General features: G+C 69.5%; 22 protein-coding genes and 2 tRNA genes. 12 read left to right on the top strand and 12 right to left on the bottom strand.

Annotated elements, in window-relative coordinates:
* Nucleotides 1-46: 46 nt before the first annotated feature.
* The 6 genes from D4B81_RS06415 (at nucleotide 47) to D4B81_RS06390 (ending at nucleotide 4,096) form a co-directional block, all read left to right on the top strand.
* Complete coding sequence (locus D4B81_RS06415) at nucleotides 47-466, top strand: CBS domain-containing protein (protein ID WP_097187710.1); 420 nt, start codon at nucleotides 47-49, stop codon at nucleotides 464-466.
* 31 nt (nucleotides 467-497) lie between these two features.
* Nucleotides 498-571 (top strand) — tRNA-Ile (locus D4B81_RS06410).
* Between the two features lie 79 nt (nucleotides 572-650).
* Nucleotides 651-1,424 (top strand): amino acid ABC transporter ATP-binding protein, encoded by a 774-nt coding sequence (locus D4B81_RS06405; RefSeq protein WP_122261613.1) that lies wholly within the window; start codon nucleotides 651-653, stop codon nucleotides 1,422-1,424.
* 32 nt (nucleotides 1,425-1,456) lie between these two features.
* Nucleotides 1,457-2,335, top strand: a complete 879-nt coding sequence (locus D4B81_RS06400) for a glutamate ABC transporter substrate-binding protein (protein ID WP_122261612.1) — start codon at nucleotides 1,457-1,459, stop codon at nucleotides 2,333-2,335.
* A 91-nt stretch (nucleotides 2,336-2,426) separates the two neighbouring features.
* A complete protein-coding gene (locus tag D4B81_RS06395) occupies nucleotides 2,427-3,125 on the top strand; it encodes an amino acid ABC transporter permease (RefSeq protein ID WP_122261611.1) in 699 nt (232 codons plus the stop codon).
* The gene (locus D4B81_RS06390; RefSeq protein ID WP_122261610.1) at nucleotides 3,122-4,096 is read left to right on the top strand and encodes an amino acid ABC transporter permease; all 975 of its coding nucleotides are present in this window, start codon (nucleotides 3,122-3,124) and stop codon (nucleotides 4,094-4,096) included. Before D4B81_RS06395 ends, D4B81_RS06390 begins: the two co-directional genes overlap by 4 nt.
* Nucleotides 4,097-4,322: 226 nt before the next feature.
* On the opposite strand, the gene D4B81_RS06385 is transcribed toward D4B81_RS06390, so the two are convergent.
* From D4B81_RS06385 to D4B81_RS06365, 5 genes are all read right to left on the bottom strand, one after another.
* Nucleotides 4,323-4,526 (bottom strand): GNAT family N-acetyltransferase, encoded by a 204-nt coding sequence (locus D4B81_RS06385; RefSeq protein ID WP_122261609.1) that lies wholly within the window; start codon nucleotides 4,524-4,526, stop codon nucleotides 4,323-4,325.
* Nucleotides 4,527-4,587: 61 nt separating this feature from the next.
* Complete coding sequence (gene cysM / locus D4B81_RS06380) at nucleotides 4,588-5,502, bottom strand: cysteine synthase CysM (protein ID WP_202613601.1); 915 nt, start codon at nucleotides 5,500-5,502, stop codon at nucleotides 4,588-4,590.
* 746 nt (nucleotides 5,503-6,248) lie between these two features.
* Nucleotides 6,249-7,760, bottom strand: coding sequence for a plasmid pRiA4b ORF-3 family protein (locus D4B81_RS06375; protein ID WP_161965011.1), 1,512 nt, complete (start codon nucleotides 7,758-7,760; stop codon nucleotides 6,249-6,251).
* Between the two features lie 173 nt (nucleotides 7,761-7,933).
* Nucleotides 7,934-8,404: a UPF0158 family protein gene (locus D4B81_RS06370; protein WP_122261675.1), complete on the bottom strand. Its 471-nt coding sequence runs from the start codon at nucleotides 8,402-8,404 to the stop codon at nucleotides 7,934-7,936.
* A gap of 218 nt (nucleotides 8,405-8,622) precedes the next feature.
* The gene (locus D4B81_RS06365) at nucleotides 8,623-10,332 is read right to left on the bottom strand and encodes a DUF262 domain-containing protein (protein WP_122261607.1); all 1,710 of its coding nucleotides are present in this window, start codon (nucleotides 10,330-10,332) and stop codon (nucleotides 8,623-8,625) included.
* Between the two features lie 149 nt (nucleotides 10,333-10,481).
* On the opposite strand from D4B81_RS06365, the gene D4B81_RS18455 reads away from it, so the two are divergent.
* The 4 genes from D4B81_RS18455 to D4B81_RS06345 all read left to right on the top strand — a co-directional run bounded on the left by D4B81_RS18455 (nucleotide 10,482) and on the right by D4B81_RS06345 (nucleotide 13,482).
* Nucleotides 10,482-11,306, top strand: coding sequence for a DUF7669 domain-containing protein (locus D4B81_RS18455; RefSeq protein ID WP_202613600.1), 825 nt, complete (start codon nucleotides 10,482-10,484; stop codon nucleotides 11,304-11,306).
* Nucleotides 11,303-11,983 carry a hypothetical protein gene (locus D4B81_RS06355; RefSeq protein ID WP_122261606.1) on the top strand — a complete coding sequence of 227 codons (681 nt, stop codon included), beginning with the start codon at nucleotides 11,303-11,305 and terminating at the stop codon, nucleotides 11,981-11,983. Before D4B81_RS18455 ends, D4B81_RS06355 begins: the two co-directional genes overlap by 4 nt.
* 157 nt (nucleotides 11,984-12,140) lie before the next feature.
* Nucleotides 12,141-12,779, top strand: coding sequence for an NAD(P)-dependent oxidoreductase (locus D4B81_RS06350; protein ID WP_237565852.1), 639 nt, complete (start codon nucleotides 12,141-12,143; stop codon nucleotides 12,777-12,779).
* Between the two features lie 169 nt (nucleotides 12,780-12,948).
* Entirely contained in the window at nucleotides 12,949-13,482 is a 534-nt protein-coding gene (locus D4B81_RS06345; RefSeq protein ID WP_161965010.1) for a methyltransferase family protein, read from the top strand.
* 134 nt (nucleotides 13,483-13,616) lie between these two features.
* Here D4B81_RS06345 and D4B81_RS06340 read toward each other — a convergent pair whose 3' ends face one another.
* From D4B81_RS06340 to dnaG, 5 genes are all read right to left on the bottom strand, one after another.
* Nucleotides 13,617-14,267: a response regulator gene (locus tag D4B81_RS06340; protein WP_122261603.1), complete on the bottom strand. Its 651-nt coding sequence runs from the start codon at nucleotides 14,265-14,267 to the stop codon at nucleotides 13,617-13,619.
* On the bottom strand, nucleotides 14,264-14,677 hold the full coding sequence (locus D4B81_RS06335) for a sensor histidine kinase (RefSeq protein ID WP_122261602.1): 414 nt from the start codon (nucleotides 14,675-14,677) through the stop codon (nucleotides 14,264-14,266). Before D4B81_RS06335 ends, D4B81_RS06340 begins: the two co-directional genes overlap by 4 nt.
* A gap of 156 nt (nucleotides 14,678-14,833) precedes the next feature.
* Nucleotides 14,834-14,906 (bottom strand) — tRNA-Asn (locus D4B81_RS06330).
* Nucleotides 14,907-14,994: 88 nt separating this feature from the next.
* The gene (locus D4B81_RS06325) at nucleotides 14,995-15,576 is read right to left on the bottom strand and encodes a hypothetical protein (protein ID WP_122261601.1); all 582 of its coding nucleotides are present in this window, start codon (nucleotides 15,574-15,576) and stop codon (nucleotides 14,995-14,997) included.
* Between the two features lie 3 nt (nucleotides 15,577-15,579).
* Nucleotides 15,580-17,511 carry a DNA primase gene (dnaG, locus tag D4B81_RS06320; RefSeq protein ID WP_122261600.1) on the bottom strand — a complete coding sequence of 644 codons (1,932 nt, stop codon included), beginning with the start codon at nucleotides 17,509-17,511 and terminating at the stop codon, nucleotides 15,580-15,582.
* Nucleotides 17,512-17,670: 159 nt separating this feature from the next.
* Here dnaG and D4B81_RS06315 point away from each other — a divergent pair, with 159 nt between their 5' ends.
* Both D4B81_RS06315 and ligD read left to right on the top strand, forming a co-directional pair.
* Nucleotides 17,671-19,200, top strand: a complete 1,530-nt coding sequence (locus D4B81_RS06315) for a DHA2 family efflux MFS transporter permease subunit (protein ID WP_122261599.1) — start codon at nucleotides 17,671-17,673, stop codon at nucleotides 19,198-19,200.
* 3 nt (nucleotides 19,201-19,203) lie between these two features.
* On the top strand, nucleotides 19,204-20,169 hold the full coding sequence (gene ligD, locus D4B81_RS06310) for a non-homologous end-joining DNA ligase (RefSeq protein ID WP_122261598.1): 966 nt from the start codon (nucleotides 19,204-19,206) through the stop codon (nucleotides 20,167-20,169).
* Nucleotides 20,170-20,176: 7 nt separating this feature from the next.
* Here the strand turns inward: ligD and D4B81_RS18450 are convergent, their stop codons facing one another.
* A complete protein-coding gene (locus tag D4B81_RS18450; RefSeq protein ID WP_202613599.1) occupies nucleotides 20,177-21,598 on the bottom strand; it encodes an AMIN-like domain-containing (lipo)protein in 1,422 nt (473 codons plus the stop codon).
* Nucleotides 21,595-22,098: a SigE family RNA polymerase sigma factor gene (locus tag D4B81_RS06305; RefSeq protein WP_202613598.1), complete on the bottom strand. Its 504-nt coding sequence runs from the start codon at nucleotides 22,096-22,098 to the stop codon at nucleotides 21,595-21,597. Before D4B81_RS06305 ends, D4B81_RS18450 begins: the two co-directional genes overlap by 4 nt.
* Between the last annotated feature and the right edge of the window lie 33 nt (nucleotides 22,099-22,131).

The raw sequence follows: 22,131 nt of genomic DNA, 5'->3' as shown, positions 1-22,131 counted from the left end.
CTCGCGTACCCCGGCGGCGGGCTCGCCCTGCGTGCTAGGTTGACGTATGCGCGTCGCCGACCTGCTCAGGAAGAAGGGCAGCTCCGTGGTCACCCTCCCCTCGAGCGCGACCGTCATCGAGCTGCTGGACACCTTGGACGACAACAAGATCGGGGCCGTCGTCGTGGTCGACCAGGACCAGGTCGTCGGTATCGTCTCCGAGCGCGACGTGGTCCACCACCTGCGGGGCGGGGCCGACACCTCGGCACCCGTGAGCACCCTGATGACCACCGAGGTCAACCTCTGCGGCCCGGATGACGACCTGACCGACCTGGCGGTCCGGATGACCGAGGCACGCCACCGGCACATGCCCGTGGTCAGGGACGGCTCGCTCCAGGGCATCGTCTCGATCGGTGACGTCGTGAAGGCACGCCTGGACGCCCTCGAGGCCGAGCGCGACGCCCTGGAGAACTACCTGCGGCAGTGAGCGGTCCCTGCCCGGCTAGGATGGACGGTCGGGGCCAGTAGCTCAGCCGGTCAGAGCAGCGGACTCATAATCCGTCGGTCCAGGGTTCAAGCCCCTGCTGGCCCACCCCCACTTTGGTCACGATGCGGTGACAACCATGGCAAAACCCTGACCGTGGTGACCCGCGCGGTCTAGGGTTCGGCTCATGACGGACACCCCCGCCGCGGCTCGGCGCACCCCGGACCGGCCCCTCGTCGTGCTGGAGAACGTCAACAAGCACTTCGGCGAGCTGCACGTCCTCAAGGACATCAACCTCACGGTGCACGAGGGCGAGGTCGTCGTCGTCATCGGCCCGTCCGGCTCCGGCAAGTCGACCCTGTGCCGCACCATCAACCGGCTCGAGACCTTCGAGAGCGGGCGCATCGCCATCAACGGCACCGAGCTGCCAGACGAAGGCAAGGAGCTCGCCAGGCTGCGCGCCGACGTCGGCATGGTGTTCCAGTCGTTCAACCTCTTCGCCCACAAGACCATCCTCGAGAACGTCACCCTCGGGCCCATGAAGGTGCGGGGTATGAAGCCGGCGGCGGCGAAGGAGCACGCGATGGAGCTCCTCACCCGGGTGGGGGTGGACCACCAGGCGTCGAAGTATCCCGCCCAGCTCTCCGGTGGCCAGCAGCAGCGCGTGGCGATCGCCCGGTCCCTGGCCATGGAACCCACCGTCATGCTCTTCGACGAGCCCACGTCGGCGCTGGACCCCGAGATGATCAACGAGGTCCTCGACGTGATGACCGAGCTGGCCCGCAGCGGCATGACGATGGTCGTCGTCACCCACGAGATGGGCTTCGCGCGGAAGGCGGCCGACCGGGTCGTCTTCATGTCCGACGGCGCCATCGTCGAGGAGAACACCCCCGAGCAGTTCTTCACGAACGCGCAGTCCGCCCGTGCCAAGGACTTCCTCGGCAAGATCCTGACCCACTGATCCGACCAACCCCCTTTCAAGGAGATACACAGATGAGCAGCACCTCCTTCCGCGTCGCCGCCCTCGCGGCGGCCACGGCCCTGGTCCTCTCCGCCTGCGGCGGTGACGACGACACCGGCGCCCCCGCCGGGGACGGCGGCAGCGACAGCACGAGCGACGCCGGTGCCGGTGCCGGAGACGGCGAGGGCATCACGATCGGCATCAAGTACGACCAGCCCGGCCTCGGCCTCATGGAGGGCTCCGAGCCCAGCGGTATGGACGTCGACGTCGCCAAGGCGGTCGCCGAGAAGCTCGGCTACTCCGAGGACCAGATCACCTGGGCCGAGTCCGTCTCGGCCCAGCGCGAGACGCTGCTGGAGACGGGGCAGGTCGACATGATCTTCGCCACCTACTCCATCACCGACGCCCGCAAGGAGAAGGTCCAGTTCGCCGGGCCCTACTTCGTCGCGGGCCAGGACCTGCTCGTGGCTGAGGACTCCGACATCACCGGGCCGGACGACCTGGACGGCCGGCTGCTGTGCTCGGTCACCGGCTCCACGTCGGCGGAGAACGTCAAGGAGGACGTCCCGGGCGTCCAGCTGCAGGAGTACGCCAGCTACTCCGAGTGCATGGAGCAGCTCGCCGGCGGCACCATCGAGGCGCTGACGACCGACGACACGATCCTCGCCGGCTTCGCCGCGCAGGACCAGTACGCCGGCCAGTTCAAGGTCGTCGGCAACCCGTTCTCCGAGGAGCTCTACGGCGTCGGCCTGCCGAAGGAGTCCGAGGACTGCGAGGCGATCAACGACGCCATCAACGAGCTGTGGGAGGACGGCAGCATGGAGCAGATCGTCGAGGACAACCTCGGTGCGGCCGGCTACACGCCCAACGCCGACCTCAACCCGCCGGAGGCCGGCGGCCACTGCGGCTGACCCCTACCAGCGTCGGGTCGGTGCACCTCGCTGGTGCACCGACCCGACGTCGCAGCCCGGTTCCGCCACGCCCACCCCAGGACGGTGATGCATGATCGACCTGATCGAGCAGGCCCAGCTCCTCCCCGCATTTTTCCTGACCATCCAGCTGGCGCTGTGGTCGGCCGCGTTCGCGCTCATCCTGGGCACCGTCATCGCCATCCTGAGGCTGGCTCCCGTCGGGGTGCTCAACGCGCTGGGTGCCTCCTACGTGACCCTCGTCCGCAACACGCCGCTGACCCTCATCGTGGTGGCCTGCAGCCTGGTCCTCTGGGGTCAGCTGGGGATCGAGCCGGCCAGCCGGCGCCTGCCGGACGGCAGCGGCAACCCTGACTTCATCTCCAGCCTCAACTTCCGCCTCGGCGTGATCGGGCTGTCGATCTATCACGCGGCCTTCGTCTGCGAGGCCATCCGCTCGGGGGTGAACACGATCCCGCTCGGTCAGGCAGAGGCCGCGCGGTCGATCGGGCTGACCTTTCCCCAGAGCCTGCGGGAGGTGATCCTCCCCCAGGCCTTCCGTGGCGCCATCACGCCGCTGGGCAACGTGCTGATCGCGCTCGTCAAGAACACCACGGTGGTCGCAGCCATCGGGGTCTTCGAGACGGCATACCGGATGAGATGGATCGCCGAGTTCCGGCCGGCCGACCTCATGCCGGGCTTCGCCCTCGTGGCCCTGGGCTTCGTCATCCTCACGCTGCCGCTCGGGCTCCTCGTCAGCCACCTCTCGCAGCGCCTGGCGGTGAAGCGGTGAGCGGGGCAGCCGTCCTCTTCGACGCCCCCGGCCCCCGGGCACGGCGCCTGCACCGGATCCTCACGGCCGTCGGCGTGCTGCTCGCGCTGGCGCTGGCGTGGGTGATCCTCGACCGGCTCATCGACCGCGAGCAGCTGACCGCCGCCCGGTGGGACTGGCTGCTGACCGGCACCGCGTGGACCAACTACCTGCTGCCGGGTCTCTTCGACACGCTGCGGGCGGCGGCGATCGCCATCGTCCTGTCGATGGTGCTGGCGCTCGGCCTGGCGATGGCGCGGATGTCCGAGGTCGCCCCCCTGCGGTGGGCTGCGAGCATCTTCGTCGAGTTCTTCCGGGCCGTGCCGGTGCTCATCATGATGCTGTTCACCTTCTACTTCCTCAGCATCAACCAGTTCACCCCCAGCGGACTCAACCCGTTGATCGGTGTCATCGTCGGGCTGACCGCCTACAACTCGGCGGTCCTGTGCGAGGTCATCCGCAACGGCGTGGCCTCGCTCCCCTCCGGGCAGCGGGAGGCGGGTCTGTCGATCGGCCTCTCCCCGTCGCAGGTCCGTCGGAGCATCCTCGTGCCCCAGGCGCTCACCGCGATGATGCCGACGCTCATCAGCCAGGTCGTGGTCATCACCAAGGACTCCGCCCTGGGGTACATCATCCTCTACCCCGAGCTCGTCACGAGCGCCCGCCGGATCGGGTCCGCCGAGGGTGCGACGCTACCCGCCTACGTCGTCGTCGCGGCGATCTTCATCCTCGTCAACTACGGCCTGGGCAAGCTGGCCGAGTTCGTGGAGTCCCGGCAGCGTCGGCGGAACCGCAGCGCCGGCGGGGTGGTCCAGGCCGGCACGGCCACCCTGGGAGCAGGTGTGGTCGACGGGGGCCAACTCATGCAGGACGCCGCCGGACGCGTCCACACCAACGTCGGGGACGCCGCCTCGGAGGCGGCCCACCGTCGGCGTGAGCCCCGCGACGACTGAGCCGAACAACCCTCGACCCACGACATGGGCCGGCCCCCCCGGGGTCCGGACCATGTCGCGGTGCGACCTCACAACGCTCCCCCGCCGACGAGGGTGTCGGTGAGGCAGCAGTGCGTCATGACCTTGCCGAGGAATCGGCGGCCCCGAAGGGAACGGTCCCGGAGGCTCCTGACCTCGAGTGAGGGCGTGGGGGTGACCGAGCAGGCGAACCTTGCCGTCGGTGCTATCACCTTCGCGTGGTGAAGAGGGTGGTTCCTCGGGTGGGGTCCAGTTCACGGTGGCCAGCTTCGAGGAAGCCGAGCTTTGCCAGGACCTGCCGAGAGGCGGTGTTCCGGTCCCAGACGCTGGCCCACAGTCGCTCGTGTCCGGACGATCTGGCCCAGTCCATGACCGCGACGGACGCCTCGGTGGCATAGCCCACGCGCCACATCGGCCGCACGGTCAGTCAGCCGACGCGACGACAGCGCGTGCCCGGCCGTCGGCCAGGACCCTCAGGCGGGGAACACCCCGCTGGAGAGGTAGCGGTCGCCGCGGTCACAGACCACGAAGACGATCGTCGCACGCTCGACATCCTCCGCCACCTGCAGGGCGGTCCAGCACGCGCCGCCCGCCGAGACGCCGCCGAAGAGACCCTCCTCGCGGGCCAGCCGGCGGGCCGTCTCCTCGGCGTCGCCCTGGGTGACCTCCACGGTCCGGTCCACCGCTGAGGGATCGAAGATCTTCGGCACGTACGCCGGTGGCCAGGCGCGGATCCCGGGGATCTTCGCGCCCTCCGCCGGCTGTGCACCGACGATGTGGATACCGGGGTTGCGCGACTTCAGGAACCGCGAGACCCCGGTGATGGTGCCGGTGGTCCCCATCGCGGACACGAAGTGCGTGATCCGTCCCCCGGTCTGGTCCCACAGCTCCGGGCCCGTGCCGTTCTCGTGGGCGCGGGGGTTGTCAGGATTGCCGAACTGGTCCAGGACCCGGCCCCTACCCTCCCCCTCCATCCGCGTCACGACGTCGCGGGCCTCTTCCATGCCGCCCTCTGCCGACGTGAGAACCAGGTCGGCCCCGTACGCCTTCATCGTCTGGATCCGCTCGGTGGAAGCGTTCTCGGGCATCACGATGACCAGGGGATACCCGCTGATCGCCGCCGCCATCGCCAAGCCGATCCCGGTGTTGCCGGACGTGGCCTCCAGCAGGGTGTCGCCGGGGGAGATCTCCCCCCGCTCCTCGGCGCCCCGGATCATGCTGATCGCCGGCCGGTCCTTCACCGAGCCGGCCGGGTTGTTCCCCTCCAGCTTGGCGAGCAGCACGTTGCCTCGGCGTTCGTTCTCCGGCCCCGGAAGGCGCTGCAGACGCACCAGCGGGGTGCCACCGATGACGTCCTCCATCGTGGGGTACGGCCCGGGGTTGTTCACCCGCCGGAGTCTACGGGCGGCGGTCGCCGAAGAATTCCAGCCGACCGATCGATCTCCACGCAGCACCCCGTGATGATGACGCTGACCGGGTGACTCCTTCGGCCGCAAGGGTCAGCGTCCGGAGACGCTCCAACAGGTCGGCGTACCGTCCTCGCCCACGTGCCGACAGGTCGCGCATGGCTACCCCCATCACCCGCAGGCTGGTGTCGCTCCGCGAGGCAGCCGACGTCCTGGCCGTCTCAACCGTGCGCCGCCACATCGCCGACGGGCACCTCCACGCCGTCCGGCTCGGGGTTCATCGACGCCCGACCGGTCTGCGGGTGGCGCCGGACCGGTCTGCCTCAAGGTGGAGAGGCAACCCCCTACGGACGAGGCACAGTCGCTGCACCCAGATGGAAAGGGCCCCTGAACGTGCGTTTCCACAGTTCAGGGGCCTTCTCACGACGCTCCCCCGGTTGGACTCGAACCAACACCTGAACTTGTTGGACTCACGTGGACACAGAGTGACAAATATGCCTCTGACCTGCACAAATGAGCGGAGGTACTGCAGGTCCAACGTGACACAAATGGACACAATATGCCGTACGATCCGCTGCATGAACGATGCAAGATCACCGCGTCGTCGTTTCGGGCAGGTGACGCGGATGCGCTCGGGCCGCTGGCAGGCACGCTTCACGGTCCCGTCAGCGGACTACGGACGCAGGACGCCCAGCACCCGGCGATAGGACGCGCCTGTTGAGCGCCTCCTACGTGTTGGGTGCGGTGCCGAGGAGTGCGGCTCGGGCGAGCCTTGTCAGGAGTGCGGTGTCGGTGTCGTTGTGGTCGCCGGCCATGGATTCGAGGGCGTCAAGGGTTCCTCGTGCTCCGTCGCGGGCTTGGGCGGTGGTGACGTCGCTGCCGGGTCGGGTGCGCCAGCCGCGGTCGGTCAGCATCTGCGCGATGTGGGTGTAGACCTCGGCTTTGTCGGTGGCGTCGGCAGCGGTGGCGAGCAGCAGGAGCCACCCGGCCTCGGCGTCGAAGCCTTTGCCGATGGGGAGGCGGTCAAGCACGGCGGTGACCAGGCGGTGCGGGTCGCCGGCCGCGGCTCTGGCGCGCGCGGTCGGGGCCAGGACTCCTCGGCTCTTGCGTAGCAGCCCGAGCGCTTGGCTGTTCTCGCGCAGGAACGCGACGGGGTAGGTCAGGTCCTCCCGGTTCGCCTTGCCGATCCACCAGGTCGTGATCCCGCTCGTCTTGGCGATCTGCTCAACCACGGCCGGGGGCAGGTATCCGGCGCTGGTGAGCCTGATCCCGTCGCCGACGGCGTCCAGGACCGCCCGCCACGGGCGGGCCGCAAGGTGGAGCTCGGCATCGCTGAAGGTGACAGGCTCTCGCGGGCCGAGGGCGTTGAGCCAATCGGTGGCCTGCATCCAGGTCGACCCGCGGATTCCTCGGACGAGCTCGGCCAGCGGCTCGGGCACCCCGTGCCAGGGCACGTGCTCGCCGCGTATCCACGTTCTGATCGCGACCGTGGCCTCGGCCGGGTCGAACGCGTCGGGGTCGTAGCCGACCGGGAGCCAGCCGTGAGCGTGCTCGGCGTCGTCGAACGGTTCGGGCACCTGATCGGCGGGTGCTCCGGCGCGAAGCCACGCGGCCAGCTCTATGTGGGAGTGGATCCCGCCGACGTCCTCCGGCGGGCACGCCCTGGCCCCGGCCAGGCACACCGGGTCCCGGTTCTCCGCCGTCATCGGGGCGACAGACTCCAGAGTGATCAGGTGCTCCCAGCCGTCGCCGAAGTCGTACAGGTAGGTCAGCCGGTCCTCGGGTTCGCGCATCACCTGGTCCAAGCGGACCGCCTCCTCGCGAGTGCCCTCATCGCCTTCCTCCTCCTCGTCGAAGGCAGTGATGAAGTACGGGCCGGTGTACCCCCGCCCGCCGCCCGGCTGGAAGCGATGCAGATGGGAATCGCTCCACCCCATCGCCGCCTGCAACGCCAGGTGCACGACGTCCAAGGTCACGTCACCCGGCAGCCGCAGCCGACGCCAGATCCGCGGCCTGGAGCCGCGCAGCTCGACCGTGACGGTCAACGCGCTCACCTGCTGCGGCGGGTCAGGCAGCTCGATCGGAGGGTTGCCAGTGGTGTACTCATCGACCCCGAGCAGGGCGCCGAGCCCGCCACCGAGGACCTGCTGGGTCAGGGCCGCCAGATCCTCCCTGCTCAAGTTCGCCACCCACGCCTTCACCGCGGCGGGGTCGGTCGGCACCGGTTGCTCATCGCTCACCCCGCCCAGTCAACCAGCCCCGCCGGGCAGCATCGCGCGCACTCCCAGAAGACGAGCCGCGAACCACATCCGTCTCACACGAGGCCCAGGCGCCATCGCGCGCGCGTCGCTGGCGTGCGGGCATGACATCACCAGGCACGCGCGGGGGCGGAGCCGATGCGAGGCGTCTCCCGTCAGGGAAGGGCAGGCGCGGGGTTCTCATCAAGGAATCGTTGAGCCTCATCGCCGCTGATCAGGTCCTCGTCCCGAAGCCACTCCACGGCACGCCGACGAGCGCGGGCATCCCGAAAGGTGTGCCAGAGCGAGATCAGATCGGGATTTCGCTGGTAGAGCTCATTCTTGAAGCGCCGGAAGGCGCCCTTACCCTGCAGCGATCGGTGCAGTCGCTCGCCGGCAGCGCGGTCGCTGAGGCCGTCGGCGAAGTCAACCATGTCCTGGTACCAGACGTACGGAGGGAGGGGGTCGATGACAACCAGGTCGAGATCGTCGAGGTCGACCGGGTTCTCACCGTCGATGCCGGTGTCGCTGGTCCAGAACGCGATCTCGCCGGTCCTCGGGTCGACCAGCCATCGGTGCTCGTAGTCGGTCTGATCGGCCAAGGCGGTCGCGATCTCTTCAACGTCGAGAGCGTCGAGATCCAGCATCGAACCAGCGTAGGACTTCAGCCAGCCGATGCCGCCGGAAGACACCGGGTGACTGCCACCGCCCAGCAGCCGGCGGAGTGCAGCACCACCCGTGCACTTCGGCCAGCACGATCCGCGAGCCGAGTGCCGCACTGGAGACGCTCCCGCGTGGCCCACGACCTCAACCTGATGGAGGAGGCGGGCTGACCACTCAGCCAGGCAACGCAAATCCTCCCGTTCTACCCCTCTAAGGGACCGGGCCACGTCTTGATGATTCGTTCGACCATCACGGCGCTGCGCTTGCGGATGTCATCTGGTCGCCAGTGGTGTTTCTTGGTTATCTCCTTGGTCATCTGCAGCCCCGATCCATGCTTGGCGAGGACCGCCTTCTTGTCCGCGAAGCTCTTGTTGCCCATCTGCGAGTTTCGCCCAGAGCGCGCCAGCGTCAGGTTTCCAAGCGTGTTGACCAAGCCGGAGTAGAGGAGGTCGACGTTCTCCCCCGGCGCTGCGCCGCTTCTTACCTCGGCGCGCCAGGCAGCCGTAGGGGTCTGTGGCATCACATGCTCCACCGTGAAGTCGTCGGCCAATACGTACTCGCCACCGGCGAGTTCGAGTTCCAGCCAGGAGAGGATGAGTGTCTTCTGGAACGCTTTTCCGTGGTTGTAGAACGCCTTCGTCCCGACTTCCCGGCGGAGTTCGTCGTCTGTGGCCCAGTGCTTGTTCTCGCCAGAGAGGTAGCGACGAAGAGCGAGGTCAACCGGATCGTCGCTATCCCGCACCGATTGCGGCGCCGCAAGCAGCACCCGGTTCATGTTATCGGTGGCTCGGCCGATCACGACCCGTCGCACGAAGTAGCTCTCCAAGTACTGCATCGCACGAGCGATCTCGGGGCTCGTAGCGGTGCCGCGATCCCGTTCCTCGAGGAGGAACATCAGCACTGGCCAGACGGTGGTCGTCTTCCACTCTTTCAAGCGCTCCAGCCGGTTGCGGACGGGCTTGCTCGGCTCCCCCTCTGGTCGGAGTATCCGATCCCACAACGCGCCTGCATGCACGACCTCGTCAATCGCCTTCTTCAGACCAGTCGTCGATACCTTGTGCAACTTTTTCTGCTGCTCGACGTACGTCTGTCGTTGCGTGATCGTGGGGCGATCCCGAACGAGATCCAGCCAAAACAGCTGGGTCAACTCGTCCGCCGAGAACCTCTCCTCCAATGGCTTCCACGTGTACTCGTGGAAGTCCTCGGCATTCGAGCTAAGCCGCATGAAGACGTAGTTCCGGATGAGATCAGCCTGGGTGAGCGGCTGGCCGCGATTGTTGAGGGACTCGAAGATCCTGTGGACGTTGTCGCTGGCTTGGGCGACCACTGAGACGCATTCGAGACCGTCGAGCACAACTCGGACCACTTCAGCGGTCGTCACCCCCTCAACGTTCTCATCCTGTCCTTGCTGCATCGACACCAGTCGCCTCTGGAAAAACTGGTAAGCCTTCGACGCCTCGTGTCCTGGCTCGAGTTCCTGCTGGTGCACAACTCGGGAGAACGCGTTCTGGTCGAACTGTGTGGGAAGCAGCTTGAGGCGCTTCAGCGGCCCGCCCCTCCCACGGGGCACAAGGAGGCAACGCTCCACCCGGGTACGCAGTGCGGCTGGTAGCCGCGGCTCACTGTCCCGCAATGCACAGAGAAGCAGGCTGGTCGTCAGTAGACGTTGCTGGCCGTCGATCACCAGCCGCGCATGGGGGGCTCCGTTCGGAGTCGGCGCCAGGACCACAGAGCCGAGGAAATGCCGAGCGGCCGGGTCGGTCTGTTGATCGAGCGCGAGGTGGAGCACGTCGCCCCAAAGAGCCGTCCACGCGTCCCGCTTCCATGCGTATCGACGTTGGTACAGCGGCACCCGCAGCTGGTACTTGCCGGAGAGGACTGCAGTGAATCTGGTCTGCTTCGCAGAAACCATTACCGTGCCCCTTCTGGCGTCAACCGGCGTTCGGGTGCTTTACCTCCGCAGCGAGCCTACGGGTGACGGACTTCAGTCGGTCGGATTCTGACATCACTCCCTCGAGTGAGGTCCCTTCGCCCGAGGCGGCGATGTGGGAGCCTGGGCTGGTGGAGGGAATCGGTCGTGTGACGGTGTGGGAGCGGTTGCGCGAGTACGTCGCGAGCCAGTCCGGCTCGTTCACTTCCCAGGAAGCCATCTCTTGGTTTAGACGCCACGCTCCTGCTCAGGCGAACGAACGCACCATACGCACCCACCTGCGGGGCGCGTGCTGGAACGTCGCAGATAGATCCCAGTTCGCTGGGCGTGAGCCATTCCTGACCCGAATCGACCGGGGTCTCTTCCGTCGCGCCACTACCGAAGAAGTCGAGCGATGGCACGCAAAGACCAGCGACACGGTCGACCTCTCGGACATTCAACCCAACAACAGAACGGCTCCGCCGGCCCCGGAGATACCTTCGCAGGGCGCCCCGCCCAGTGCGCAGCGAATGAGCCGGGCGATTCCGAGTGAGGAGTGGCACACGGAGGCGAACGTGCAGGCATCTGTGGTGAGTGCCCTGGCCGGTGATGGGTGGCGCATCCTGTCCGTGGCGAACACCGCAACCAAGGAGCACGGAGTAGACATCGTCGCCTCTCGTGACGCCAAAACGGTCGGTGTCGAAGTGAAGGGCTTCCCCAGCCGCCACTATGCCGACCCTGCACGCGCTGGCGAGACCAAACGCACCCTGCCCAGTACACAGGCCGGTCACTGGTACGCCCAAGCTGTGCTGGCCGCGATGCGACTGAGAGGGAAAGAACCGACGTGGTCCAGCGTCATCGCCCTGCCCGACTTCCCTCGCTACCGCGACCTCCATCGCGAGACCGAAACCTCACTGGCTGCTGCCCAAATCGAAATCTGGTGGGTCACTCCAGACGGTCGGCTACACCGGCCGTGACCCACCCCCAGTGGTACGCGCGACCAGACGATGCCGGGATCATCCTTCGCAAGACTCCCCGGCTGACGAGCTGGAACAAGTCCACCGACCCTGACCAAGTCCGCCTACGCGAGTACCTCGAGGACACCGCTGAGCTGTTGACACCAGTCCCAGACGCGCCGTGGACGCTCTCGCTCAATGTCGGCCTGCCACCCGGCCGGGATCTCCTCCGCACGGGTGACCTCGACAACTACTCCTTCCCGCTCGCCACCCACTTGCGCAACGAGCACCTGGTCTCGGTGTGGTGCACAAAGCGGATTGCGGACTCCTCAACAGCGGTCCTTGCAGCCGCCCGAGAGGTTACCTCGCCGGCCCGAGCCTTCACGGTGCGTACCACCGCTTCGGCACAGACGAGAACTTACAAGGAGCAGATTTACGCGGCAGCAGTCAACGAGCCCCAACTTCCCGACGGTCCCATCCACCTACAGCTCGCCTTCGTCGTCGGTCCGCGGCGCAACTGGATCACGCTATGGAAACCGACAATCGACGCGCTCTGCCCGCTCCTCGGCCGCACCCGACCGGACCTTGAATGGCACCCCAGGGATGACCGGATAACCGAACTGGGCCTTCACGTCAGCCTCGACCCGTCCTTCGGCCACGACGTGGTCATCTCAATCGCGGCCAAGGCGCCGCCCTGACCTGACGGCCACTCAGAACCGGACACTCCTGGGCGGATCAACTTCCGGCGGAAGGGGGCGCCTGCGTGTGCCGTTCGCTCTGGAGGCTGGACTATCTGAGCCTCTGCGGTGGTTGACGAAGCAGTCCGACTGACCCCAGCAGTAGAGGAGCATGCTCATGGCCACCATCGTTGTCTTCGGCGGGACCGGGTACACCGGCGGCAGCGTCGTGCGGGAGGCGGCGTCGCGAGGTCACCAGGTGCTCTCGGTGAGCCGGTCCGAGCCCCAGGAGCCTGTGGAGGGCGTGCGCTACGAGGTCGGCGGCGTCTCCGAGGTCGCTGCCCGCGTCGTGCCGGGCGCCGACGTCGTGCTCGCCGCGCTCTCCCCACGCGGTGACATGGCCGGCCGCCTCGTCGAGGCGTACGGCGCGCTGGCCCGACTATCCGCCCAGGCTGGTGCGCGCTACCTGCAGGTCGGCGGGTTCAGCTCGCTGCGACCCGGGCCGGGCCTGCCGCGGGTGGTCGAGGGTGAGATCCCGGAGCAGTACCGGGCCGAGGCGTTGGAGGGTGAGGCCACCCGGGTGATGCTCGCCGAGCAGGCGCCCGAGGAGCTCGACTGGCTCTTCATCAGCCCCGCTGGTGGCTACGGTGCGTTTGCCCCGGGCGAGCGAACCGGTACCTACCGGGTCGGCGGTGAGATCGCGCTCTTCGACGCCGACGGGAACTCGAACATCTCCGGTGCCGACTTCGCTCTCGCGATCGTTGACGAGATCGAGAACCCGCGTCATCACCGAGAGCACATCAGCATCGCTTACTGACCACGGGCCCAGGTGCCCGCTGCCCGCGGCGTGCACGACGTCCTACTCCGCAGCACTGCGCGCCGCGTCTATCACTGCGACGTGCTCGGCCGCGAGGACCAAGGATGATGGGGCTCGTCGACGCGCTGTCAACCTCGGCATCTCACCACTCGTTGGCTCCACTCTTCCCGTGAAGGAAGCCGATCAGATGAGCCCACCCACAGAATCCGCTGCTGGGCACGAAGGCAGCACGTCCTCTGGTCAGGTCAGGACCGCGCGGCTCATGGTCGTGGGCCAGTTCGTGCTCATCGGTATCCTCGTGGTGCTCCCAAAGGGCGATGACTGGCCGGTGCCCGCTGCGCTCACCGTTGCCTGCAGCGCGGCCGCCGTCCTGGGCCTGACCGTGATGGTGATCGGCGCGACGGGACTTGGCCGAGGTCTGACGGCCACGCCGTTGCCGAACGCCCACGCCCAGCTGCGTACGGGCGGCCTCTACCGGTACGTACGGCACCCCATCTACAGCGGGTTGTTGCTCATGATGGCCGCAATCACGGTGGCGGCCGGAAGCGGGCTCCGGCTCCTCACCCTGGCAGCGCTGGTCCTGCTCCTGAACGTGAAAGCACGATGGGAGGAAACACGCCTGGCGGAGCGATTCGAGGGATACGCCGACTATGCCGACCGCACTCCACGGTTCGTGCCCTTGCGGTCGCGGAGGTCACCGTGAGAGCAAGTGCGGGACGTCCCTGACTGTTGAGCGATGCGGAACCACAGACCACGTGGTCAACTGCCGGCGAAAGGACTCACGTAACGCCTGTGCGCTGGTCGGTCCTTGTTTGCGCTGAAGGCATGGGCCTGTGCTCAGGGTTCTTCATGGCGTCCGAAGCGACGGATCACGTCGCGGCGGCTGCGTACCTGGAGTTTGGTCAGGATGTTGCTGACGTGGTTGCGGGCGGTGATTGGTGAGATGACGAGTCTGTCGGCGATCTGTTGGTTGGTCATGCCGCGGGCGAGGAGTGCGAGTACCTCATGCTCTCGCTGGGTGAGTCCGTAGTCGTGCTCTGGGTCCGCGGACCCGGGCGGGCCGGGGTCGGTGAGGACCTCGAGGGTGCGGGCTGCGACGGGCGCGCCGATCAGGACGTGGCCTGCGGCGACGGAGCGGATCGCGGAGACGATCTCCTCGCCGGGTGCACCTTTGACGAGGTATCCGCGTGCCCCGGCCCGCAGCGCGGCGAAGAGCGCGGTGTCCTGTTCGGACATGGTCAGGACGAGGACGGCGACGCCCGGGTGGTTGTGGAGGATCCTCGTGATCGCTTCGAGGCCGCCGATCCCTGGCATCGCGAGATCCATGAGGACGACGTCCGGGGCGGTGTCGGCGACGGCAGCGATGGCGGCGGCTCCGTCTGCCGCCTCGGCGACGACCTCGATGTCGCTGGATCGTTGGAGCGTGAAGCGCACACCCTCGCGGAACATGGGGTGGTCGTCGACGAGCACGACCCGGATCGGGCTCATCGGATCCCTCTCTGCGCGGGCAGGGGAAGCCAAGCGCGGACGGTGGTCCCTCCGCCGTCGGTGTCCTCGATGGAGAGCGACCCGCCGAGCTCGTGTGCCCGCTCCCGCATGGACACCGTCCCCACTCCGGCTGGGCCGCTGCGCCCGGCACCGTGGTCACGCACCTCGAGCTGCACACTGTCGCTGTGTCGCGCGATCGTCAGCTGCGCCGAAGTGCATCCGGAGTGGCGGGCGACGTTGGTGAGTGCTTCGCGCCCGATCCGGTATGCGGCGGCCTCGGGTCCGGGAGGAAGCACACCGAGGTCCTGGCTGACCACCGCGCAGTCGAGGCCAAGGCTCTCGACGACCTCTTCGAGCGCACCGACCAGCCCGAGCTCGTCCAGAGCCGGCGGCCGTAGCTGCCGGCTCATCTGACGGCGGATGGCCGAGTGAATGCAACGAGAAGGGCACTTGGCTGCGCCTCTCATGCGGGAGCAACCAACGGCGAACGATGCATAGTCGCTGCACTGGAAAAGCGAGAGGCCCTCCAACTGACGTTTCCGCAGTTCAGAGGGCCCTTCTCGATGCTCCCCCGGTTGGACTCGAACCAACAACCTGCCGGTTAACAGCCGGCTGCTCTGCCAATTGAGCTACAGGGGAATGTGCAGCGAGGACAGACTGTAGCAAAGGGCGCGGCGCCTCCCGAAATCGCCGGACGCCACGCTCTCCGGTCGGGTGAGGGGCCAGCTCAGTCTGTCGTGGACGCCGGGTCCAGGCCGACCTGGCCCCGCAGCTCCTGGCGGGCCAGGTGGACCTGCGCGGACAGCTCGCGGTCGTCGGGACGGGCGCCCCGCCCGAGGATCACCTGCTCGACGAGGTCCCGGGTCCGCAGGTCCGTGCGGATCGTCACCCTGGCCGTCCGTGGGCGACCCAGGTCGACGGCGCGCACCAGGACCACGCTGGCCGTCGTCCGGTCGCGCAGCACCTCCGGCACCATCCCCGGGCCCGTCCGCAGCCGCAGGCCCCACTGCCGGCCGTCGAGCCCGTCGACGAAGGAGACGCCCAGCACCCACGTGTCGGGGTCCCAGACGCCGGCGTCGACCTCGTGCCACGGGCGCTCCAGCAGGGTGCGGCCGTCATCGGTCCGCTCGACCAGGCGCCAGCTCGTGAGCAGCAGCCAGTGCCCGCCAGCGTCCTCCTGGGCGGAGGCCAGCAGCTGCTCGCCCCGTTCCAGGGGCAGGCGGGCGGAGGCCGGGACGTCCCGGGGCCTGGTCGTCGGGGGCGGGGTCTCGACGCCGATGACGCGGCGGGGGCGGCGGAAGAGGGGCATGGGTCAGGTCACCTTGTCCTTGAGGGTGGCGTGCTCGCGCTGCAGCTGCATGAGGTGCTCGCCGAGCCGGCGGGACTCCGGCGTGCCGTCCGGCGTGCGACGGGCCTGACCGAGCGTCTGGGCGATCCGGTGCTCCAGGGTGGCCAGCCGGACGCGCATGACGAGCGAGTCGACATACACCTCGGGCGGCAGCCCGCTCGCCGCGTCGAGGCGGGTCGGGAGGGGTGCCACGGCCAGCTCGTGGACGAGCGGGCGCACCGGCGGTGGTGTCTGGGTGAGGACGGCCTGGTTCCACCGGGTCGCGCTCATGGTGTTCGCGGCGGTGACCCCGCCGACCGCGCGCAGCGCGTGCCAGACGGCCTGGTGCATCGGCGCACGGAGGTGGCTGGGGTCGAGCTCGTCCATGTCACCCGGGTAGATCGCGAGGGGGTACTGCAGGGCGACCTGCAGCAGCTGGCGCTCAGCCACCTGCACGGGGTCGCGCAGGTCGGGCCGGGGCAGCTCGGTATGCCGCTCCTCACCGTCGGGCTCACTGCTGGGTTGCTGCCTCTGAAGCGTGCGTAGTGCCTGGGAAGGCGGGTTCTTGCGGGCGTGACGAATCGCGCCGAGGACCACATTTGTGTCCAGATACCCGATGCTGTCGGAGGCGAAGCGCGCCAGTTCCACCATCAGCGACTCGTCCTGGACCTTTGCTAGCAGCGGCGCCACCTCGGACAGTGCTGCCGCTCGTTGACTGTTCTGATCAAGGTCATAGAGGGCAAGGACGGTCTGCACGGCGAACTCGAACATCGGCTGGGCCGAGTCGACGAGGGCACGCACGGCCTCGCCGCCCTCCCGGAGCCACAGGTCGTTGGGGTCCTGGCCCTCGGACGCCACGGCGACGAAGCTCTGCGCGGCCCACCGCTGGTCCTGCTCGAACGCCTTCATCGCCGCCTTCTGCCCGGCGGCGTCCCCGTCGAAGGTGAAGATCACCCGGGCGGGTGCCCGCCCCGGCTCGTCCCGCAGCATCCGGCGCAGGATCGAGATGTGGTCGGTGCCGAAGGCCGTCCCGCAGGTGGCGACTGCGGTGCCGACCCCGGAGAGGTGGGCGGCCATCACGTCCGTGTAGCCCTCGACCACGACCGCCCGGCGCTCCGTCGAGATGGCCTTCTTGGCCAGGTCGAGGCCGTAGAGAACCCCGGTCTTCTTGTAGATCGGGGTCTCGGCGGTGTTGAGATACTTGGCGGCGACCCTGTCGTCGTCGTAGAGGCGACGGGCGCCGAAGCCGACCGTGTCCCCCGTGATGGAGCGGATGGGCCACATCACCCGCCCGCGGAACCGGTCGTAGAGCCCCCGGGAACCCCGCGACGCCAGGCCCGCGACGACCAGCTCGTCGTCGGTGAACCCCTTGCCCCGCAGGTGGTCCGTCAGCACCTGCCCGCCCTGCGGCGAGTAGCCCACCATGAACTGCCGGGCGTGCTCGCCGTCGAAACCCTTCTCGTGGAGGAAGACCCGGGCGGCCCGGCCCTCCGCGCTCTCCAGCAGCGCCTGGTGGTAGAGCTCCTCGGCCACCCGGTGCGCCTCCATCAGCCGGGTCCGCTGTCCCGCCGGGACCTGGGACCCCTGGTCGCGTGCACCCGGCCCGCTCTCCTCGTACCGCAGGGTCATCCCCAGCTGGTCCGCGAGCCGCTCCACGGCCTCGGTGAAGGTGAGGTGGTCGGTCCGCGTGACGAAGTCGATGACGTCTCCGCCCTCGCCGCAGCCGAAGCAGTGGAAGTAGCCGACGGCCGGGCGCACCTGGAAGGACGGGGTCTTCTCGTCGTGGAAGGGGCACAGCCCCTTGAGGGTCCCCACCCCGCCTCCGCGCAGGTTGACCCCGGCGGCCCGGACGACCTCCTCGAGGGAGGCGCGCTCCTTGACGCTCTGGACGTCCTCGGCCCGGATCCGTCCCGCCACGCGCCTGCACCTCCCTCGCGGAAATCTGTCGTCGTCTGTGGGAAGGAGTCTAGGTCGGCCGGTGTTGGACCTCGGGCACTTCCCCCACAGCCGGCCGCCACGACGAGCGGAGCGACCGGTCACCGATGAGTCCCGACGACGATCGAGGTCACCCCTCCCATGCCCCGCACCGCGAGCGAACCGCTGCCGCCCGTCACCACCACCGTGCTCCGCACGCTCACCGTGGCGGCCTTCGTGGTCATCCTCAACGAGACCGTGCTCGTCAACGCCCTGCCCCAGCTGATGACGTCGCTGGAGATCGACGAGCGCGCGGCGCAGTGGCTCTCGACCGGCTTCATGCTCACCCTGGCCGTGGTCATCCCCACCACCGGCTGGCTGCTCCAGCGGCTGGGGACCCGGGCTGCCTTCCGGCTGGCGATGGGCCTGTTCCTCACCGGTACGGCGGCCTGCGTGGTCGCGCCCTCCTTCCCGTTCCTGCTCCTCGGGCGGGTCGTCCAGGCCAGCGGCACCGCGGTGATGATGCCCCTGCTCATGACCACGCTGCTCACGCTCGTCCCCCCGCACGCCCGCGGCCGGGTGATGGGCAACGTCACCCTGGTCATCTCCGTCGCCCCCGCCCTGGGCCCGGCCGTCTCCGGCGTGGTGCTGCAGTGGCTGAGCTGGCGCTGGCTCTTCGGCCTCGTGCTGCCCATCGCGCTCCTCATCACCGTCGTCGGCCTGCGAGCCCTGCGCGTGGCGTCGGTCCCCGACCCCGCCGGTGCCCGGCCCCGGCTGGACGTCCCCAGCGTCCTGCTCACCGCGGTCGGCTTCGGCTCGCTCGTCTACGGGCTCGCGGAGGCCGGTGGCGATGGCGCGGCCAGCGGCTCGGCCCCGCTCGTCCCGGCGCCGGTCGCGCTCGCCGTCGGGGCGGCCGGTCTGGGCCTCTTCGTCTGGCGTCAGCTCTCGCTGCAGCGCGGCACCGGGTCCCCGCTGCTGGACCTGCGGGTGCTGCGGCACGGGCAGTATGCCGCCGCCCTCACCCTCACCTCGCTGGCCTTCATGGCGCTCATGGGCGTGATGATCCTGCTCCCGCTCTACCTCCAGCAGGTCCGCGGCCTCTCGGTGCTCGAGGCCGGCCTGCTCCTGATGCCCGGCGGCCTCGCGATGGGACTCATGGGGCCCAGGGTCGGTCGCTGGTTCGACCGCGTCGGCTCCCGGCCGCTGGTGGTCCCCGGCGCCCTGCTCCTGCTCGTGGCCCTCTCGGGGATGGTCGTCGCGACGGTGATCGGCCCGTGGTGGGCGTTCCTGCTCCTCCACGTCACCGCCAGCGTCGGGCTCGCGCTGATGTTCACCCCTGCCTTCACCGGCGGCCTGGGCGCGCTGCCGCCCGCGCTCTACCCCTACGGCAGCGCCATGCTCGGCACCGTCCAGCAGGTCGCGGCGGCCGCCGGCACCGCTCTGTCGATCGCGGTCCTGTCCTGGCGGGAGGGTGCGCTGCTGGGGAACAGCGCCGGGGCCGCCGAGGCCCTGGACGGCGGGGTCCGCGCCGCGCTGGTGGTGGGTGTCGTCCTCGCCGTCCTCGTCGTCGTCGTCTCCACCCGGGTCCGCGCCACCGCCGGTGCGGCACCCTCCCCCGCGACGGCGGGCGACGGCACCCCGGCCCAGGGCCCCGGTGGTCCGGAACGGCAGACCGCGGTCTCGCTAGGCTGAGCCATGCCCACCAGCCGAGGGAGCAGCCCCGCGACCGAGCTCGAGGTGGGGGGTCGGTCGGTGCGGATCTCCAACCCCGACCGGGTCTACTTCCCCGACCTGGGCCTGACCAAGCTCGACCTGGCGCGCTACTACCTCTCCGTGGGGGACGGCATCGTCACCGCCCTGCGGGAGCGTCCGTGCATGATGCACCGCTTCCCCGACGGCATCGCCGGTGAGCGGGTGCACCAGAAGCGGCTGCCGCGGGGCGCCCCCGACTGGATGGAGACGGTGCACGTCACCTTCCCCCGCTGGAACCGCACCGCCGACGAGCTCTGCGTCACCGAGCTGGCGCAGGTGATCTGGTCGGTGCAGATGTCGTGCGTGGAGTTCCACCCCTGGAACAGCCGGCGCGGGCACGTCGAGCAGCCCGACGAGTGGCGGATCGACCTCGACCCGGGGGACGACTGCGACTTCGCCACCGTACGGCGGGTCTGCGGGGTGGCACAGGAGGTCCTGGCCGAGCTGGGCGCCGTGGGCTGGCCCAAGACGACCGGGTCCAAGGGCATCCACGTCTACGTGCGGATCGCCCCGGAGCACGGGTTCCGCGACGTGCGTCGCGCGGCCCTGGCCTTCGCCCGGGAGGTCGAGCGGCGCACGGAGGAGGCGACCACGACCTGGTGGCGCAAGGACCGGGACCCGCGCAAGGTCTTCGTGGACTTCAACCAGAACGCCCGCGACCACACCATCGCCGCGGCCTACTCGGTGCGGGCCACGCCCGACGCAAGGGTGTCGGCCCCGCTGCGCTGGGACGAGGTGCCGGACTGCGAGCCGGGCGACTTCACGATGCTGACGATGCCCTGCCGCTACGCCGAGCTCGGCGACCTGCACGCCGGCATCGACGACGCGGTCTACGACCTCGCCCCCCTGCTGGAGCGGGCGGCACGGGACGAGGCGGAGGGTCACGAGGAGCCGCCGGAGGAGGGGTGAGGCCGCCTCAGGGGGCGGTCTGCACGTCCACGACGAGGCGCATCGGGTCCTGCAGGAGGAAGACCCGGTAGGGCCGGGGCTCTCCGGTCATCCCGACGAACAGCTGCAGCTGACCCTCGAAGGGTGGCGTCCGGATCACCTCGACGACGAGGCCCAGAGCGTGCGTGTCGAGCCCGAAGTCGCCCCCGTCGTAGACCGGGTCCCCCGGCTCGGGGTAGGCCATGCCGGTGATCACCACCTCGAGCACGGCGTCACCGGCCACCCCCGCGGGCAGTCCCGACCCGTCCCGCACGGGCTCCGGGGGGTATGCCGCGCGCCAGGTCGGCGCGCCCGTGCCGGTGAGATCCACCACCACTCGGTCGAAGCCGTCGTTGGCGCCCGCCCGGACCGTGGGGGCGAACAGCGCCCCTCCGCCCGGGAAGCCCGCGCTCGTGGTCGCGGAGCCGGCAGGCACGAAGCCCGGCAGCAGCCCGCCGCCGGTCGCGCCCGGCTCGTCCGGCGGGTCGACCGTGCCGGTGGGGGCGCTCGGCGGCTCCGGCGGCGCGGACGCCGACGGCTCGGGCGAGGGCGGAGGCTGCGTGGGCAGGGGCTGGGACGGCTCCGCAGGCGTCGACGGGACCGACGGGGCGGGCTCGGCGGTGGGCGCCGGCGCCGTCGGGCTGGCCGTGACGGTCACCACACCGGGGCCCTCGTCGTCGTCCGGTCCCGCGGTGGGGGCCACGACCGACACCAGCAACCAGTCGTCGTCCCCGAGCACCCTCAGGTATCCGCCCCCGCCCAGGGCGGCCGCCCAGAAGTCCTCCGCCGCCTGGGCGTCCTGCGGGCACCCCTGGTCGTCGCTCACCGGGTCGCTGGGCGGGAACCGTCCCTCGGCGGACAACGAGAGGTCCTCCTGGACCCACCCGCCCCCGCAGCCGTCCGCGGAGAACCCCCATCCGGACCCGGGGTCCCCGCCGAAGGTGATCGTCGTGGTGCCCGGGTCCGCCGCCACCACCTGGGACGCGGACAGGTCGCTGCCCCACAGGTCGTCGGTGAGCACCCAGGTGGTCCCGCTGAGCTCCGCGGCGGTCGGCACGTCGAGCGCGCTGACGGTGTCCACGTCGACCTCCGGGGCACCCGGCGCCGCGAACACGAACGTCGTGTATCCGTCGGGCACCGCGGCCACGGTGGGCGTGGGGTCGGTGGCCCCGCCCATCAGGCCGGCCTGCCACCCCACCGCGAGCGCCGTGACGGTGGCCGCACCGGCCACCAGGGCGGCCCCGGCCCGCTTGCGCGCCCGACGCCGTCGCCCGAGCGACCACGGCTCGTGGACGTCCACGTCCGGCTCGGCGTGCAGCTGCGCGGCGCGGTCCAGCGCCTCGCGCACCTCGAGCATCAGGGTGCCGTCGTCGGGGTCGCCGGGGACGGGCACGTCATACCTGGGGTTCATCGCCGTCCCTCCCTCTGCTCGACCACCTGGTGCGCCGAGAGCTCGGCGCGCATCCTGGCGACGGCCTGGTGGGACAGGCTCTTCACGGTCCCCGTCGCGATGCCCATGACCTCGGCCGTCTGGGCCTCGGTCAGGTCCTCGAAGTAGCGCAGGACGAGCGCGGCCCGCTGGCGGGGGGGCAGGGTGCGCAGGACGTCGTGCACCTCGGCGTCGCGGGCCCGCACGTCGGCCCCGTCGTCGACGCCCCCCTCCGGGAGCGTGCCGGTGGCCAGCTCGTGCCGCGACCGCCTCCACCACGACACCCGCTGGCGGTAGATGACTCTGCGCACGAACGCGTCCGGGTGCTCCACGGTCTCCCACTTCTCGGCCAACGCGATCAACGCCTCCTGCAACAGGTCCTCGGCCTGTGCGGCGTCGCCGCACATCAGGTAGGCCGCGCGACGCAGCCTGCCCTGCCGGGCCAGCACGAACTCGCTGTAGGCGGGGTCCGTCGTGACCACGGCCGCCTCCTTCACGAGATCGGTGCGGCTCTC

The sequence above is a fragment of the Ornithinimicrobium cerasi genome, assembly GCF_003702705.1.
Taxonomy (GTDB): domain Bacteria; phylum Actinomycetota; class Actinomycetes; order Actinomycetales; family Dermatophilaceae; genus Ornithinicoccus; species Ornithinicoccus cerasi.
Note: the sequence above shows the minus strand (reverse complement) of the source record. Positions and strands in the feature narration are given on the sequence as shown.

What these genes read in the sequence shown, in the direction of transcription:
- ligD (WP_122261598.1), top strand. Translation starts at nt 19,204, where the DNA reads ATGCCCACCAGCCGAGGGAGCAGCCCCGCGACCGAGCTCGAGGTGGGG.
- D4B81_RS06350 (WP_237565852.1), top strand. Translation starts at nt 12,141, where the DNA reads ATGGCCACCATCGTTGTCTTCGGCGGGACCGGGTACACCGGCGGCAGC.
- D4B81_RS06335 (WP_122261602.1), bottom strand. Translation starts at nt 14,677, where the DNA reads ATGAGCCGGCAGCTACGGCCGCCGGCTCTGGACGAGCTCGGGCTGGTC.
- D4B81_RS06325 (WP_122261601.1), bottom strand. Translation starts at nt 15,576, where the DNA reads ATGCCCCTCTTCCGCCGCCCCCGCCGCGTCATCGGCGTCGAGACCCCG.
- D4B81_RS06415 (WP_097187710.1), top strand. Translation starts at nt 47, where the DNA reads ATGCGCGTCGCCGACCTGCTCAGGAAGAAGGGCAGCTCCGTGGTCACC.
- D4B81_RS18450 (WP_202613599.1), bottom strand. Translation starts at nt 21,598, where the DNA reads ATGAACCCCAGGTATGACGTGCCCGTCCCCGGCGACCCCGACGACGGC.
- D4B81_RS06340 (WP_122261603.1), bottom strand. Translation starts at nt 14,267, where the DNA reads ATGAGCCCGATCCGGGTCGTGCTCGTCGACGACCACCCCATGTTCCGC.
- D4B81_RS06365 (WP_122261607.1), bottom strand. Translation starts at nt 10,332, where the DNA reads ATGGTTTCTGCGAAGCAGACCAGATTCACTGCAGTCCTCTCCGGCAAG.
- D4B81_RS06315 (WP_122261599.1), top strand. Translation starts at nt 17,671, where the DNA reads ATGCCCCGCACCGCGAGCGAACCGCTGCCGCCCGTCACCACCACCGTG.
- D4B81_RS06385 (WP_122261609.1), bottom strand. Translation starts at nt 4,526, where the DNA reads ATGTGGCGCGTGGGCTATGCCACCGAGGCGTCCGTCGCGGTCATGGAC.
- D4B81_RS06405 (WP_122261613.1), top strand. Translation starts at nt 651, where the DNA reads ATGACGGACACCCCCGCCGCGGCTCGGCGCACCCCGGACCGGCCCCTC.
- D4B81_RS06395 (WP_122261611.1), top strand. Translation starts at nt 2,427, where the DNA reads ATGATCGACCTGATCGAGCAGGCCCAGCTCCTCCCCGCATTTTTCCTG.
- D4B81_RS06370 (WP_122261675.1), bottom strand. Translation starts at nt 8,404, where the DNA reads ATGCTGGATCTCGACGCTCTCGACGTTGAAGAGATCGCGACCGCCTTG.
- D4B81_RS06400 (WP_122261612.1), top strand. Translation starts at nt 1,457, where the DNA reads ATGAGCAGCACCTCCTTCCGCGTCGCCGCCCTCGCGGCGGCCACGGCC.